13 protein-coding genes and 2 pseudogenes are annotated in these 15,918 nt (G+C 55.4%); 12 read left to right on the top strand and 3 right to left on the bottom strand.

What is annotated here, in order from left to right; translation table 11 throughout:
- Positions 1 to 85: 85 nt before the first annotated feature.
- The 10 genes and pseudogenes from folP (at position 86) to A9753_RS06715 (ending at position 10,666) form a co-directional block, all read left to right on the top strand.
- On the top strand, positions 86 to 946 hold the full coding sequence (gene folP, locus A9753_RS06760) for a dihydropteroate synthase (RefSeq protein WP_425394247.1): 861 nt from the start codon (positions 86 to 88) through the stop codon (positions 944 to 946).
- Positions 943 to 3,003 (top strand): 2-amino-4-hydroxy-6-hydroxymethyldihydropteridine diphosphokinase, encoded by a 2,061-nt coding sequence (gene folK / locus A9753_RS10040; protein WP_067782170.1) that lies wholly within the window; start codon positions 943 to 945, stop codon positions 3,001 to 3,003. The genes folP and folK overlap by 4 nt, the downstream gene beginning before the upstream one ends.
- On the top strand, positions 3,000 to 3,494 hold the full coding sequence (locus A9753_RS06750) for a DUF3180 domain-containing protein (protein ID WP_067782166.1): 495 nt from the start codon (positions 3,000 to 3,002) through the stop codon (positions 3,492 to 3,494). The genes folK and A9753_RS06750 overlap by 4 nt, the downstream gene beginning before the upstream one ends.
- A gap of 221 nt (positions 3,495 to 3,715) precedes the next feature.
- Positions 3,716 to 4,219, top strand: coding sequence for a PH domain-containing protein (locus A9753_RS06745; RefSeq protein ID WP_067782163.1), 504 nt, complete (start codon positions 3,716 to 3,718; stop codon positions 4,217 to 4,219).
- Positions 4,219 to 5,907, top strand: a complete 1,689-nt coding sequence (locus tag A9753_RS06740; RefSeq protein ID WP_067782149.1) for a PH domain-containing protein — start codon at positions 4,219 to 4,221, stop codon at positions 5,905 to 5,907. The genes A9753_RS06745 and A9753_RS06740 overlap by 1 nt, the downstream gene beginning before the upstream one ends.
- The gene (locus tag A9753_RS06735) at positions 5,904 to 6,836 is read left to right on the top strand and encodes a Rossmann-like and DUF2520 domain-containing protein (protein WP_067782147.1); all 933 of its coding nucleotides are present in this window, start codon (positions 5,904 to 5,906) and stop codon (positions 6,834 to 6,836) included. The genes A9753_RS06740 and A9753_RS06735 overlap by 4 nt, the downstream gene beginning before the upstream one ends.
- A gap of 63 nt (positions 6,837 to 6,899) precedes the next feature.
- The gene (gene panC, locus A9753_RS06730; RefSeq protein ID WP_067782144.1) at positions 6,900 to 7,838 is read left to right on the top strand and encodes a pantoate--beta-alanine ligase; all 939 of its coding nucleotides are present in this window, start codon (positions 6,900 to 6,902) and stop codon (positions 7,836 to 7,838) included.
- A gap of 28 nt (positions 7,839 to 7,866) precedes the next feature.
- Positions 7,867 to 8,379: an aspartate 1-decarboxylase gene (gene panD, locus A9753_RS06725; protein ID WP_245637392.1), complete on the top strand. Its 513-nt coding sequence runs from the start codon at positions 7,867 to 7,869 to the stop codon at positions 8,377 to 8,379.
- Between the two features lie 19 nt (positions 8,380 to 8,398).
- Positions 8,399 to 10,010 (top strand): annotated as a pseudogene (locus tag A9753_RS06720) (lysine--tRNA ligase).
- A gap of 14 nt (positions 10,011 to 10,024) precedes the next feature.
- Positions 10,025 to 10,666, top strand: coding sequence for a uridine kinase family protein (locus A9753_RS06715; RefSeq protein WP_089024744.1), 642 nt, complete (start codon positions 10,025 to 10,027; stop codon positions 10,664 to 10,666).
- 125 nt (positions 10,667 to 10,791) lie between these two features.
- Here A9753_RS06715 and A9753_RS06710 read toward each other — a convergent pair whose 3' ends face one another.
- From A9753_RS06710 to A9753_RS06700, 3 genes and pseudogenes are all read right to left on the bottom strand, one after another.
- Positions 10,792 to 11,442, bottom strand: coding sequence for a LutC/YkgG family protein (locus A9753_RS06710; protein ID WP_067782139.1), 651 nt, complete (start codon positions 11,440 to 11,442; stop codon positions 10,792 to 10,794).
- A 2-nt stretch (positions 11,443 to 11,444) separates the two neighbouring features.
- A pseudogene (locus A9753_RS06705) lies at positions 11,445 to 12,944 on the bottom strand (LutB/LldF family L-lactate oxidation iron-sulfur protein); the annotation flags it as partial.
- Positions 12,945 to 12,946: 2 nt separating this feature from the next.
- Positions 12,947 to 13,741 (bottom strand): (Fe-S)-binding protein, encoded by a 795-nt coding sequence (locus A9753_RS06700; RefSeq protein WP_067782137.1) that lies wholly within the window; start codon positions 13,739 to 13,741, stop codon positions 12,947 to 12,949.
- A gap of 505 nt (positions 13,742 to 14,246) precedes the next feature.
- On the opposite strand from A9753_RS06700, the gene A9753_RS06695 reads away from it, so the two are divergent.
- Together A9753_RS06695 and A9753_RS06690 are read left to right on the top strand one after the other, a co-directional pair.
- On the top strand, positions 14,247 to 14,573 hold the full coding sequence (locus tag A9753_RS06695; RefSeq protein ID WP_067782135.1) for a hypothetical protein: 327 nt from the start codon (positions 14,247 to 14,249) through the stop codon (positions 14,571 to 14,573).
- A gap of 82 nt (positions 14,574 to 14,655) precedes the next feature.
- Positions 14,656 to 15,912 (top strand): sunset domain-containing protein, encoded by a 1,257-nt coding sequence (locus tag A9753_RS06690; RefSeq protein WP_067782132.1) that lies wholly within the window; start codon positions 14,656 to 14,658, stop codon positions 15,910 to 15,912.
- Positions 15,913 to 15,918 lie beyond the last annotated feature (6 nt).

Here is a 15,918-nt window from a genome sequence, read left to right as displayed (position 1 = left end):
CACCCTCAAAAACCATGAGGGGTGTTACGGCGCGTCAATACAATGAAAACTCGTCCTACTGTCTAGAACAGATATCCTGATTACTGTGTGCACATCTTCCGTACCTCAACTTGCTGTGTCTGTGGTGCCCTCAGGACGAACCGCAGTCATGGGTATCGTCAATGTGACACCCGATTCCTTCTCTGATGGCGGCAACTGGGATAACCATGAAGCAGCCATTGCTCACGGAGAAGAACTCCTTGCTCAAGGGGCGGATATCCTCGATATCGGCGGTGAATCTACTCGCCCGGGTTCTGCTCGTGTCACTGCCGAGCAAGAAGCGGAGCGCGTGATCCCCGTGATCCGTGAATTAGCTGCACGTGGTGCAGTGATCAGCATTGACACTATGCACGCTACTACCGCCAAGGCAGCCATCGATGCAGGTGCATGTATCGTTAATGACGTATCTGGTGGCTTAACAGACCCAGAGATTTACAAGGTCATCGCTGATCATCCCGTGCTTTACATTTGCCAACATTGGCGTGGCACCCCGGAGACTATGGATACACTCACGGATTACAACGGTGACGTTGTGTCGGGAGTATGCGCCGAACTCTCTGAGCGCCTTGAGTCGGCTTACGCTGCAGGAGTCAGCGAAAACCAAGTCATTGTTGATCCAGGCCTTGGTTTCGCTAAGACCCACCCCCAGTCATGGACACTGCTTGCCCAGTGTTCAATTATCGAGCAGCGTTTAGGCAGACCTGTTCTTATCGGTGCTTCTCGGAAACGCTTTCTTGCGTTAGCACTGGATCCCCAGCGTGCATCAAATCCCCTCGAGCGTGACATGGTTACCGCAACAACCAGTGCTCTTGCAGCGCAGGCTGGGGTGTGGGCCGTGCGCGTTCATCACGTGAGCCTCACGTGTGACGCTATCAATACCGTTGCGCTCTGGAAGGAGCACCAATGACCCTCTTTGATTCCTCCACAGTGAGTTTGCTGGGGTTATCTGCCCGTGGTTACCACGGAGTACTACCCGTAGAACGTGAAGAGGGTCAACTCTTTACTGCTGACGTCATCCTCTCTGTTGATTCCAAACGTTTAGCCCACGCTGCTTCAACCGATGACCTCGCGCAGACCGTCGATTACTCTCAGGTAGCACGCGCCGTGGTTGCTGTTATTGAAGGCGAGCCGGTTAACCTTATTGAGACTCTCGCCGAGCGTATTGCTCAGGCTGTTTTAGTGTTTGACGGCGTGCGTGCCGTCCGCGTTTGTATCCATAAGCCTCAGGCTCCCCTTGATGTGGCATTTGACGATGTGGTTATCACTATTGATCGCGACGCTTCTGATCGTGTTCGCGAGTTCAACGGTGATCCCAATGTCTCCATGGAGGTCGGCCAGAATTGGCCGTCGCTGCGTTCTGGTGAACTAGCGAAGTCTGCCGTTTTCGCTGGCTTGGCTGATGCCCCTGACGTGCGTCTTCCTGAACCTGCTGATGAATCAGACGATCTTATGGCTCCGTCCTGGCCGTCATTGCGTTCTGGTGACGTAGCCAAATCTGTGGTGACTACTGGACTGGCTGAAGCTCCCGGCGTTGGCGTGGACACTAGCTTACTGGCTGCTAGCGCTGCCGCTGCTGCAGGTGCTCTGGCCTCGCGCCCAGAACCTGATGCATCTTTCGAAGGTGCCCCTTGCTGGCCTTCAGCACAATCTGCTGACGTTACCGGAGCATCCATGGATGATGTGATGACTCAGTACACTGACGAAAATCAGGCAAATGAGGCTGTTGATGAACTGGCTCAGGAATCTGTGATCACTGCACCCACTCTCGTGGACGATAAGCCTGTCACTTCTTCTCAGATTTCCGATCCTGACCAAGAGGTACAGCCTGCTGAGGAACCTGCGCAGGACTACTACGAAATGGCTCCCCACTGGCCTTCGGTTCGCTCTGGCGAACTGGCCAAGTCTGCAGTGTCCGCTGCTATGGCTGAAGCTCCTGACGTGCGTCTGCCTGAGCCTGCTGATGAAGACGATCCCTACGGTCCGATGGCTCCGTCCTGGCCGTCACTTCGTGACGGAGCTTTAGCGCAATCTGCAGTCAACTCTTCCATGGCGCCCGCTCCCGACTTGGGGGTGAGCGTAGGTGCTGGAGTAATGGCTGCAGGCTTGGCTTTCCGCCCCCAACCTGACGAATCTGTTGAGGCGGCTCCCTGTTGGCCTAGCCTGTCATCGGCTGCTGATCCAGCAGCAGCGAGTCGCATCGCTCACGGGGAAAACACTGACGAGTCTTGTGAATTCCATTCTTCTCAGGAAAATGACCCTGCTGACCAGGAGGACTCTCCCTCCGGATCTGAGGCGCACCCTTTTGATGAACAGCCGCAGGAGGAACAGGTAGTTTTCCCTCCCGCGGTCTCTACCGCCGTTGATGAGGTGCCTGTTTCCGTACTCGATGAGCGTCCTGCTCGTCCTACGCACGTGGTGTTGGCGCTGGGGGGCAATATTGGAGACGTCTTGGCCACCCTGCGTCACGCTGTCGACGAATTGTCTGATACCACAGGCATTGAAGTATTGTCTGTTGCGCCACTGGCTCGTACTCAGGCAGTCACTGCTCCTGGATCGCCAGAACAACCCGATTTTCTCAATACGGTTGTCGTCGCGTTGACTGCGTTGTCTCCTCGTGAAGTTCTTGACGTCTGTCACCGTCTTGAAGACGCCGCAGGACGCACACGAGAGGAAAAATGGGGTCCTCGCACTCTCGACATTGATCTCGTCACCTATGACGGTGTGACAAGCCAGGATCCTGAACTTATTCTTCCCCACCCCCAGGCTCAGCAACGTGCCTTCGTGCTTCTTCCTTGGTCACACGTCGACCCCTTTGCAGAACTCAACGGAAGTAGCGTTGCTGATCTGGCTGAAGAAGCTCCAGACCGTGACGGTATCCGCTGGCTTGCCCTGGAATGGAAGAACTCCGATGCTCTTCCGGCTAAGCCCGCGGGTCACTACGAAATAGGACACGAATCTGTATGAACCGAATTCGGCCACTGCATGTGCTGCTCTGTGCGCTGATCCCCGGGATCATCATCTGGGCATCACTCACACTGGTCGTCAGGCATCAAGGCTGGGTGCCGCCCCTCCAGGCTTGGGGGGCGGCCACCGCCTTAGTGATTGCCGTGTGTGTACTCATCGCTGGATATGGCGTCAAACGCATGCGTGAGCACCAAAGCACATGGATGAATCCCCATTCCGCTGCATTGACCGCTGTAGCAGGACAATCATCTATCCTTGCCGGTGCTGTATTTAGTGGCGTGTATGCCGGTGAGTTTTTCGTTGCTCTCCAGATGGCCTCATCGCCTGCCCGCACTGATCTGCTCATCTCCTGCCTCGCGTGCCTGACTCCATGCATCGCATGGGTAGTAGTGGGCTACGTAGTCCAATCGTGGTGCAGCATCGATGAATCTGACGATGAACCAGGATCAGGACAAACTTCTGGTCCTAACGTTTCCCAGCCCACCGTTTAAGATTTAGAGACGTTTTTCTACGGCATTGGTGATCTTTCCTGTCACCGCTAACGCATTGTTACGTGACGTGACTGAGTTTGATAGCCCTGAGGAACTCTCGTTGAGAACAACAAAATTCATTCTCAAGGATGAGAACAAAATCTAACGACACACTTTTTCCCTTTGTTACTGTGGAACAACTGAATTCTTAATAGATATCACCCGAGGTGAGGAGTGGCAGTATGAGTGAAGAATCCATGATTGGAGATCCGTTCAATCCTCTCGGCGTGACGTTTAATCCTGTGAGCCCTGCCCTCATCAAGGTCCGCCTCATCGCCACGGCACTCACCATCCTTCCCATCGCAATTGCCTTCGGATTTTTCGCCCACCTCTTTTCCGTGCCGTGGCTGTATGCAGGAACAGCAGTGTCTGTACTCATCGGGGTATGGCTTGGATGGCTGATTCCACGACAGGTTCGGGCTATGGGATACGCAAGAACCAGTGAGGATCTTCTATGGCGAAAAGGCGTCATGTTCCGGTCCGTCACTGTTGTTCCTTATGGACGTATGCAATACGTGGACGTTAACGAAGGACCCATCGCCCGCCACTATGGAATTGCCACTGTCACTCTTCATACGGCAAGTGCTTCAACTGATGCCACGATCCATGGGCTTCCTAAAGAAGAAGCCGCGCAACTGCGAGAACAACTCTCAGCACTCGGTGAAGCACGATTGGCTGGTCTGTAATGGTTGAGCACACCAGTTATCACGGTGAGGTGCAACAAGAACCAGAACTGCGCCGTCTATCTCGCTGGACTCCCATCTTGAGTAGTTGGAAATCACTGACTGCTCTCTTCGGTGTACTCCTCATCAACAGTGGCTCCGCCCTGGCCGAGGTCAGCCAAGCAGCCACGAGTCGTTGGGGATTTGCGGGAGTCATTGGTATCTTCCTCGGGACGCTTGCCATCGTCATGCTGGTTTTAGTTGCCTACTCCTTCCTTGCATGGAAGTTCATGAGCTACGAACTGGGCGAAGAGACCGTGAGTGTCCGCTCCGGCATCCTTATGCGCACCCACCGCAGTGCCCGCTACACCCGCATCCAAGCCGTTGATATCACGCGTCCCCTCATTGCACGGTTCCTCGGCATCGGACGCCTTCGAGTCGAAACTGCTGGTGGCAGCGACTCCAACCTCATCATTCAGTACCTCAGTGAACAGGATCTGGCTGCAGTTCGCGCGGAAATCCTTCTCAAAGCCTCAGGTCGCCAACGAGCCCTCAATCATGCGAAGAACTCGGACTCCCTAAACGGTGCGCACGCGTCTGTCCTTCTTCCTGACGAGCACCGTGGGGGAGCAGATGAACACGACGATGTGCCGCAGGCTCTTCATGGCGCACTGGGCATTGATAGTGCCGGCGTAGATCACGGAGTTGAGCAACGCGCACTGACAACAGACACTGGCGAACTCGATTACAGCGACTTTATTGATACCGAACAAGGCACCCGCCTCTATTCGGTCAAACCCCAAACTCTCATCGGTGCGACCCTGCGAAGTAGCACTGTAGTAATCAGCTTGTTCATCATCATTGCCGCCTTGCTCTTCGTTGCGGGAGTCATGCTCGGAGTGGGACCAGCCGCGGAAAAGAGCCCTTCCACGCGCTGGACAATTGCCAGCACATTCTTCGTTGGCGCTGCTCCCTCCCTCCTCATCATTGTCTCCATCGTATGGAAGCGAATCGTTGGAGACTTCAACTTCACCGCACACGCCAGCATCGATGGCATCCGTCTCAACCACGGACTCTTCGAAACCAAGTGGCAGACCATTCCTCCGCGCCGCGTCATTGCCGTGGAAATGAAACAGTCCTTGTTCTGGCGCACAAAAGACTGGTGGCGCGTGACCATGTGCGTGGCTGGATACGAAGGCGACAAAGAAGACTCTCTCTCAGAGAATGTTCTTCTTCCCGTAGGAAACCGCGATGAGGCCTGGCGCGCACTCTGGCTGGTGATTCCCGAACTCGGAACCAACGATCCGGACACCCTTCTCAACACCATGATGACGGGAACCGGACCAAGCCAAGGGCTCATCACCACCCCCACGCGAGCACGGTGGCTCCACCCACTTGAACAACCCCGTATCGCTGCCGCGGTCACTGACTCTGTCATGATGATTCGCACCGGATTCTTTAAGCGCAAACTCATCGTGATGAACCACGAACGCAGCCAATCACTCCGCGTCACTCAAAACCCGTTACAGCAACTTCTGAAATTGGCAACGGTTCATCTCGACATTCCGCACTCATTCATGACTCCGAGCATCTATGCTCTTCATGCACCGCAAGCGGCAAATCTCGCTCACGATCAAGCCCAGCGTGCAGTGCAACGACGAAAAACTGAACCACCTGAGCAATGGCTAGCGCGTGTGGAAGGACAATCATGAACAATCAGCCCGCCCGAATGGGCGTTGGCGTGATTAGTGCTGGACGAGTCGGAACCGTCCTGGCAAGCGCATTGCGTTCAGTAGGCCATCACATTATTGGTGTGCACGCCGTGAGTGAAGCATCAAAAGAACGAGCAGACTCCATGCTACCCGGCGTGCCCATCCTGGAGCCCCAAGAAATCATCCGTCGCAGTGAACTGGTCATCCTAGCCATCCCCGATGATCAACTGCCTTCATTGATGAGTGGCCTAGAACAAGTGGGCGCTTGGCAAATGGGACAGGTTGTTCTCCATACGTCAGGACGTTACGGCCTCGATGTGCTTGCGCCCGCAGCCCGAGCCGGAGCAATCACCCTGGCCCTGCACCCCGCAATGACCTTCTCCGGAACATCGATGGATATCCCGCGACTCGTAGGTTGCCCTATGGCTGTTGCTGGACAAGGCCCCATGCTCCCCATCGCCCAGGCACTTGCCGTGGAACTGGGCGGCGAACCCTACGTCATCGACGATGATAAGCGCCCCCTCTACCATGCAGCCCTCAGTCATGGAGCCAATCACATGGTTACGTTGGTTTCTGGCGCTATGAAAGCCCTCGCATTGGCAGGCGTGGACGAACCAGGAACGATGCTCGCCCCCCTCCTTCACGCAGCCCTCGACAGGGCTCTCCATGAAGGACAAGCGGCACTTACCGGCCCCATCAGCCGGGGAGACGTAGGTACCGTTCGTGCACACTGCCAAGCGCTCGCGGCAGAAACCACTGACGATGCCTCTCTCGATGACGTTCTGCGTGCCTACCGAGCCATGGGGCTGCTGACTGCACAACAATGTGTGGAACGCGGAGCCATCAGCGCACAGACCTACGAGCAGATCCTCCACGAGTTGCAAACCAACCACCACCTTGAGGTGGACAACCCTCCGGAACCCGAGTAACGGTGAGGTTTTTGACACCCGAGCAATCAGCACGGGTGGCACCAAGAGGACTACCGTGGAGACATGAGTGATCAGCACACCTCCACCGTGACCCTCGCCCGCAGCATTCCTGAACTCCACGCCACCCTGGACAAGGCCCCCGGCGAGCGCAGCGTTGTGATGACGATGGGTGCACTCCACCAAGGGCACGCTGACCTGGTTCGAGCCGCAGCAGACAAAGCCGGTACCGAAGGAACCGTTGTTGTCACCATCTTCGTCAACCCCCTTCAGTTCGCCCCCAATGAGGACCTCGATGCCTACCCCCGAGACCTCGAGGGTGATGTTGATCTGCTCACCCAGACGCTGACCACCGAAAGCGGAGAACTCCGCGTGGGCGCACTCGTCGTGTTCGCCCCCACCCCTGAGGTGATCTACCCCCACGGAGAACCCCAGATCACCGTAAACCCCGGCCCCATGGCCACCGTTCTCGAAGGCGCCACCCGCCCCACCCACTTCGGCGGCGTGTGCCAGGTGGTTCTTAGCCTGATGAACCTCATTCAGCCCACCTACTCATTCTTTGGCCGCAAGGACGCTCAGCAACTAGCAATCGTCTCCGCCATGGTGCGTGATCTGCATGTGCCCACCACCATTTGCCCCGTCGATATTCGTCGTGATGACGATGGCCTGGCCCTCTCCTCGCGCAACGCCTATCTCTCAGACGAAGAACGCACCCAGGCACTCGCACTGTCTCAGAGCCTGACCATTGCTGAGGAAGCCGCCCGCGCAGGACAGACCCCCTCAGCCATCCGCCAAACCGCACTGGACTACCTGACCCAGGCACCCGGCGTCGATGTGGATTATGTCGCCATCGTGGACCCTGACACTTTTATCGAACTGTCCGACGCCGCACTGGCACTCCCACAACCAGAAGGCTTCCAGCGCCCCGAGTACGCACTCGTTGCCGTCGCTGCCCGCGTGGGTGCTACACGTCTCATTGATAATCGCCTCATGAAGTTGGCCTAAGACAGTAACAAGCCTAGGCTTACGCACGATGAGTGAGCAGAGTTCCGTGCGACTTCGCACCATGATGACCTCCAAAATCCACCGCGCCACCGTGACACAAGCGCGCCTGGATTACGTGGGGTCCATTACCGTTGACCAGACACTCCTCGAAGCCGCAGACATTCTCCCCGGTGAACGAGTCGACATCTGTGACTGCACCAACGGCAATCGCCTGAGCACCTACGTCATCCCCGGTGAACCAGGAAGCGGAGAAATCTGCATCAACGGCGCCGCCGCACACCTCGTCCAGCCCGGAGACATCGTCATCCTCATTGCCTACAGCACACTGAGCGACGACGTAGCCCGCACCTACGATCCCCACGTCGTATTCGTCAACGAACACAACCAAATCGTGGACCTCGGCGTAGAACCAGGACAGGTACCCTCCGCAGCCTCATCACAGCCTCACCACCAAGCAACCGATGAGACCACCACCAGTGGCTCTCACGGTGATGACCTCCACTCCAGTGGCATCACATTCACTCAAGCACGCCAAGCTTGAGCCCAGATAGGATTATCACGTGAACGATTCAGCGAACCCCACCCAGTCAGAATCCACTGCAGGCGAGCAGTTCCAGGTCCGCGCCTCCAAACGTGAGCGCCTCCGCGAAGAAGGCTGGGAACCCTACCCCGTATCCCTCCCCATCACCTCCACCATTGCTGAAGTCCGTGAAAACTTCGGCCACCTCGAAGCCGGCGAAATGGCCGAAGGTGACGGAAGTATCGTCGGTGTAGCAGGCCGCGTCATCTTCCTGCGCAATACCGGCAAACTCTGCTTCGTTACCCTCCAGGACGGCGCAGGTACCACCCTCCAGGCCATGCTCAGCGCCAAGGCCCTGCCCGCCGAAGGCCATAGCTCACTGGCCGCATTCAAAACCGACGTGGACCTCGGTGACCACCTCTTCGTCCACGGCCAGGTAGGCACTTCCCGTCGTGGTGAACTCTCCGTCTTTGCAGCCCCCGAACTACGTGAGGGCGTAGACGTTGCCGAAGCGGGTGACGATGACCTTCTCATCCCCGCATGGCGTATTGCCTCCAAAGCACTGCGTCCCCTTCCCAAGACCTGGACCAACGAAGCGGGCGAACAGGTGAGCCTGAGTGAAGAGGCACGGTCGTCGTGAACTCGACCTGATCATGCGCCCCGCAGCCCGTGACATGGTCCGCACCCGCGCCACCGTGGTTCGCTCCATCCGCGAAAACTTCTACAACCGTGACTACCTGGAACTCGAAACCCCCATGCTCCAGGTCATCCACGGCGGCGCAGCAGCGCGCCCGTTTATCACCCACATGAACGCCTTCGACATGGATCTCTACCTGCGTATCGCCACCGAGATCTACCTCAAGCGCGCAGTGGTTGGCGGCGTGGACCGTGTCTTTGAAATTAACCGCAACTTCCGTAACGAAGGTGTGGACTCCTCCCACTCACCTGAGTTCACCGCCCTGGAAGCCTACGAGGCATACTCTGACTACAACGGCATGGCTGACCTCACCCGCAACCTCATCCAGCAGGCTGCCCGTGACGCCTTCAACCTCGATGAAGGAAACGAAATCGTCACCCTCGCCGATGGCACAGAATACGACCTGTCCGGTGAATGGAAGAAGATCGACCTCTACACCTCCATCTCCGAAGCAGTTGGCGAAGAAATCACCGTGAACACTCCCCGCGAGCACCTGGTGAAGATCGCCGAAAAGCTCGACATTGACGTTGACGACTACGCTGTCCCCGGCAAGATCGCCGAAGATATCTTTGAGGAAACCGCAGGTAAAGACCTGTGGGAACCCACCTTCGTCTATGACTTCCCCGAGGACACCTCGCCCCTCACCCGCTACCACCGTTCCAAGCCCGGCTTGACTGAAAAGTGGGACCTCTACATTCGCGGCTTCGAAACCGCCACTGCCTACTCTGAACTGGCTGACCCTGTGGTTCAGCGTCAGCGCTTCGAAGCTCAGGCGCTAGCCGCAGCTAACGGGGATCCTGAAGCGATGGTGCTCGACGAAGACTTCCTTGTTGCCATGGAACAGGGCTTCCCTCCCTGTGGCGGCATGGGGATGGGTATTGATCGCCTGCTCATGGTCCTCACCGGCCAGGGCATCCGCGAAACCATCACCTTCCCGATCGTTAAGCGCGTCTGAGCACAAAGCGGCTAGTGAACGTTCAGCCTCACGCTCGCACCCGGGTGGTCCTGCTGACAGGGCCATCCGGGTGCGGCAAATCCTCACTGATTCGCCGAGTTGGCGCACTGCGCCTACCGCTCGATGATTTTTACCGCAACGGCAACGAAGCAGGGCTACCTCTTTTAGCCGGCGGATATAGCGATGGAACCCAGACCAACGAACAAGCTAGTTCCATCGTTGACTGGGACCACCCCGATTCCTGGGACGCTGACCGAGCGATGGACGCAATTCGCTCCCTGTGCCAAGGAAAGCGCATCACCATTCCGCTCTATTCCATCCCCCATAACGCTCCTATCGATGAGCAAGATGTGGACCCAACCGGCCACAAACTCGTGGTGGCCGAAGGCATTTTTGCCGCCCATCTGGTTCAGCGTTGCCGTGATGAAGGCCTTCTTGCTGATGCTCTGTGTTTGCGTCGCCCACGAATTCGCACCTGGTGGCTCCGCCTTCAACGCGATCTGAAAGAGCACCGCAAACCCGTCCATGTGCTGTTAGTACGAGGAATCCGCCTGGCCATGGACGAACCGGGCGAGATCCGCCGCTGGCTCGATTTAGGCTGCCGGCCACTCGGAAAGAAAGCCTGCGAAGAACGCTTGAAAGAACTTAGCCGGTAACAACATTCCTTGTGCGCCACTGCGGTGAATATATAGCGACAGTGAATATGTAGCGACGAAACGTGTGAACACCGTGAGGGGGCTGCCTGCGAATGCAGGCAGCCCCCTCACGGTTGACTAGGTAATCAGTGAGCGATCACAACGCCAAGATGGCGAGGGCCATGCACGCCTTGAACGCGGATCAACTCGATATCTGCGGTTGCTGAAGGACCGGCAATCCAGGTCAGAGGACGCAGTGGGTTATGGCCCATCACGTCAACAGCCTGAGGAACCGTGGGAACAATCGACTCGCGTTCCACAATGCATACGTGATGATCGGGGACCAAGGTGATGGCTCGGCGTCCTTGATCGCTTTCGCCATCAAGAACGATGGTTCCAGAGATTGAGATGCCTAGGCGAGAGCAAGTCAGCACGGCATCAGTGTGGTCGAGTTCCTCATGGCTCAGGGGGGCCTTGAGGGAATCTACACGGATTTCACGACCGCCGCGGCGAGCAGCATCAACCCACTGTTGGGGGAGCCCGTCGGGGACAACTACGGTGCGTGAATCACCAAGCAACTCGTCGATAGCATCAGCGATTGACTCGTCAGTTTCGGCTTCTTTGACGACTGCGTCGTAATCGACGAGCTTTTCCACCATGTCATCAACGACAGGCTTGCTGCCGGGGGCATCGCTTCCTACACGAATGTAATCGCGAGGAACGGCCGGTGCAGGGCCACGCTGAGAGCGGGAAATAGCATCACGGGTACGAGCCAGAATGGCTTCACGAGCATCCATTAGTTCTCCTCCTTATGGGTGCGCTTCCACCACTGTCGGAATGATTCTTTCGGTGCTACCGGCAAGTCGCGAACGCCTGTCCACATTGATGCGGGGTAGGGAAGGGCACCAATCTTGCCTTTTTTGCCGCCGAGTAAACGTGTGGCCTTAGTGCCGAAACTTGCAACTTCCCACAATTTGGAATTCGACATCGGCACGGCGGAAGCTTTCATACCCACATCCCAGAAGTCCGGAATACGGTTTCCCTTATTCTCAATAGCGCGAGCACGCATGTGAATAAGAACAGTAGGAATGTCGATCTTGACGGGGCATGCCTCACCGCAAGCTCCACACAAGGAAGAGGCGAATGGCAATGAGGAGTTCGGATCGTGATGATCTAATCCCTGAGTGAGCTGGGGGGTAAGGATAGCGCCAATCGGACCAGGATAGATCGAGCCGTAGGCGTGACCGCCAGTATGCTGGTAGACCGGGCAAATGTTCATACATGCACCGCAGCGAATACAGTGCAATGCCTGACGGCCAATTTCATCGGACAGTACCTTGGTACGACCGTTATCCATGAGAATGAGGTGGAACTCTTGTGGGCCATCACCCTCACGAACACCCGTCCACATGGAGGTGTAGGGGTTCATACGTTCGCCGGTTGCGCTACGGGGGAGTAACTGGCTGAAAACTTCAATGTCCTGGAAGCGAGGAACCAATTTCTCAATACCCATTAAGGTAATCAAGGTATCAGGGAGGGTTAGGCACATACGGCCGTTACCTTCAGATTCGAACACAGAGACAGTACCAGTCTCTGCTACACCCATATTGGTTCCAGAAACAGCAACCTTGGCTGACAGGAACTTCTTGCGCAGATGGTTTCGAGCTGCGGCCGTCAGATCTGTCGGATCGTCGGTTAAGTTCTCAGGCGCATCGCCCATGCGATCCATGAAGATGCCACGCACTTCAGAGCGGTTTCGGTGAATAGCCGGAACCACGATATGGCTGGGCATATCCTCAGATAACTGGACGATCAATTCAGCCAGGTCAGTCTCATAGGCGGAAATACCCTCATCGGCGAGGAACTCGTTGAGATTAGTTTCCTGGGTGGCCATGGACTTGATTTTGACAACTTCATCCACGCCTTTGGAATGGATAATGTCTGCCACAATGCGGTTGGCTTCAGCAGCGTCACGAGCCCAGTGGACGATGCCGCCACGCTTAGTGACGTTTGCTTCGAACTCCACAAGAAGCTCAGGCAGGTTGCTCATCGTCTCATGTTTGATGGCGCTGGCCGCGTCACGCAACTTCTCCCAGTCAGGCATTTCATCAACACGCTGACCACGCTTGGAGCGGATAGTGCGCGTGGCAAACCCGATGTTGCGTCGCATCTGGGTATTAGCCAAGGTTTTACGTGCGCCTTCGGGGAAGGTAGGGCCCCAACGTAACGTATCTTCAGGCTGTTGTACGTCAGTAATCCAGCCACCAGTGTGGGGCATTCCGAGGAATGTGCTGGTCATATTCAGTTCACCTCAGTTGCAGGAGCGAAGGAGACGTTGCCCTCGAAAGGAGCGTCTTCGGTGGAGGCAAGAATCTCGGCAATATGCATGATGCGAATACCGGAGTTTAAGCGAGACAAACCGCCGCCAATATGCATAAGGCAGGAGTAATCGCCTGCACAGAGCACTTCAGCTCGGGTTGACATAATGTTGCTCATTTTGTCTGCCAGCATGGCTGATGATGTATCAGCATTCTTCATAGCGAATGTGCCACCAAAACCGCAGCACACGGCAGAATCGGGAAGATCAATGAGTTCAAGGCCCTTAACGGCGCGCAGTAACTGGTAGGGCTTGTCACCCAACTTGGCTACGCGCAAAGAGTGGCAAGTCGAATGGTAAGTGACGCGGTGAGGGAAAGCGGCTCCCACATCGGTGACACCCAAAACGTCAACAAGTAATTCTGAGAGGTCATAGGTATGAGCGGCGATCTGCTCAGCCTTACGGGCGATCTCAGGCTTGCCAACATGTTCCATGACGAGTGCTTGTTCGTGACGGGTTGCGCCAGTGCAAGAACCAGAAGGAACTACAATCGCATCCCACTCGCCATCAAGAACAGGAGCGAAAGTGTTGACATGGTTTTCGATAATGGATGCGGCGTCATCGAAGTAGCCAGTGTTGGCATGCATTTGGCCGCAGCACACCTGACCTTCAGGGAAGACAACCTCATGACCAAGGCGTTCCAAAATAGTGACGGTAGCCTCGGGGGCTTGGGGGAACATGGAATCCCCAATGCACGTGGCGAATAGTGCGATTTTCAATGCGGACCTCCATGGCGTTGTTGGTGAAACCCACAGTAACGATGGGAGGCATGTGCTTTCTCGTTTAGAACTACTTTTGCGACAAACCCTTGGAATATTAGGGAAAAACTACTTCTCTCTTGAGGCTGTATTGGTGTGAACTGTTCCTCATTTGGTGACGCTGATGTGACGTAAGACTGTATTAATACATGAATTGTTATCGTTACTGTGGAGATGACCTTTCGGAGGGGTTCGGGGAGAAATCGTTTTCAGTAGCGGCTTTTGAGGGGAGGGAGGTAATGATTGCGCCTGTTCTATCTCTCCAAACGGTGAAAACGTATTGCCGTGTTCTTTCCCTTTTTCGGCTTGACCTACGGGCTCTGGCATGCTGATGGGAAAGTGCGCATTTCCCGTAATGGTGGCTCGATAGTTGCAGGATTGATCAATCCGTTCGACGACGTCTGGCGCGGTTCGTAATGGCTGGCTAAACTTTGGAGGACATTGGTGATACACCGACAATGGAATCATGTTCGCTGGCTGGCAGGTCGTCGGTACTGACTCGTACTTCGTCGATTCCTCCCCGTTTATGGCGACGGGATGGGGTATTTCCTCGCAACTGTTCGAGAATGGACGTTTTATTTGTGGTTGGTACTACTGTCGCGATTCGGGAAAGGCGTTCGCTGGAAATGGTGGGATCAACGATCGCGGTACGGGGTATTACGTAGAGTTTGCTGGTGGGGTTATTCCCCTTCGTGTTGGCTGGTACAAGATCGGCTGCTCTTGGTATTACTTGCTAGAGCAACGGTGTCACGGTGCAGAGTTCCTGAGTAGATGGTTATTACCTCATCAGTAGTGGTACATAGTCATTCTTTTCTGCTATTACTGTGATTATTCGTGAGAATAAACATACTCGCCACCACCCAAAGGAGCGTTTAATGTCTCGTCTCGGTAAAGGTCTAGTGGCTTCTCTAGCCACTATCTCTCTGGCAATATCTCTTGTTCCTGCTGTCGGAGCTGTTGAAAAGGGGATTATCTCGGATTCCGTTGTTGTTGACGGGGGCGCTGTTGTTCAGACAACGAATGATGACGATCCGACGGATTCCCAGCAACCATCGGAGCCTGGCAGTGACCCGAGTGTCTCAAATGAGGAAACAGGCAATATCAATGATGATTCTCAACCTTCTGAGCCATTGAACGGTTGGCATAAGAATGACGATGAGAATGAGCAGAAACTGTGCTACTTCGACAACGGTGTCAAGGTCGGAGCCTGGTTGCCTGGTGGTTACGTCTATATCGATAACAACTGTCAGCGGGTCAGTTCATGGCAGTACATTGACGGTCAGTGGTATTACTTCGATACCAATAATCTCGCAGTCACGGGATGGCAGAAAATCAATGGTACGTGGTACTACTTTGCACCAACGCACGCGATGACAAAAGGGTGGGTGTCGGATCAAGGTACGTGGTTCTATCTTTTGCCGACAGGTGCAATGGCAACTGGGTGGCAATTTCTGGATGGGGCCTGGTATCACTTCGGTCCTGGTGGATCTTTAGATACTGGTTGGATGCGTGATGGTTGGTATTGGTATTACTTTGGTGCCGGTGGCGTCATGCAGACAGGATGGACCGTCATTGATGGCTACTGGTATCAATTCAACTCCTCAGGGCAAATGCAAACTGGGTGGATTCAAAATAACGGCTACTGGTACTACTTCCATTCAGATGGTTGGATGTTTACTGGTTGGCACGCCATTGATGGATATTGGTATTACTTCAATGCTTCTGGGCAGATGCAGACTGGCTGGAAGAGAGTGGATGTATCCTGGTACTACTTCAACTCATCAGGGAAGATGCAAACGGGATGGCAGAACCTGAGTGGGTCTTGGTACTACTTCTATAGTGGTGGGCAGATGGCAACAAACACCTCGAAGGATGGCTATTACCTCGGAGCCGATGGTGTGGGCGTGCTTATCACCTCGTCAAGTTCCGGCTCATCATCATCTAGTGGTCGGGTTTACCCCTCGGGAGGTTCATGCCCGAGTAATGCTCCCATCAAGGGAAACGTTAATCGCAAGGGTGAGTACATCTATCACACTACGTCTAGCCGGAGTTATTGGCGGACGAATCCTGAAGTCTGTTTCCGTACCTCAAGTGAGGCGGAACAAGCCGGCTACCGTCGTGCGCGCGACTGAATCATG

This window comes from Actinomyces vulturis, from assembly GCF_001687305.1.
Lineage (GTDB): Bacteria > Actinomycetota > Actinomycetes > Actinomycetales > Actinomycetaceae > Actinomyces > Actinomyces vulturis.
Note: the sequence above shows the minus strand (reverse complement) of the source record. Positions and strands in the feature narration are given on the sequence as shown.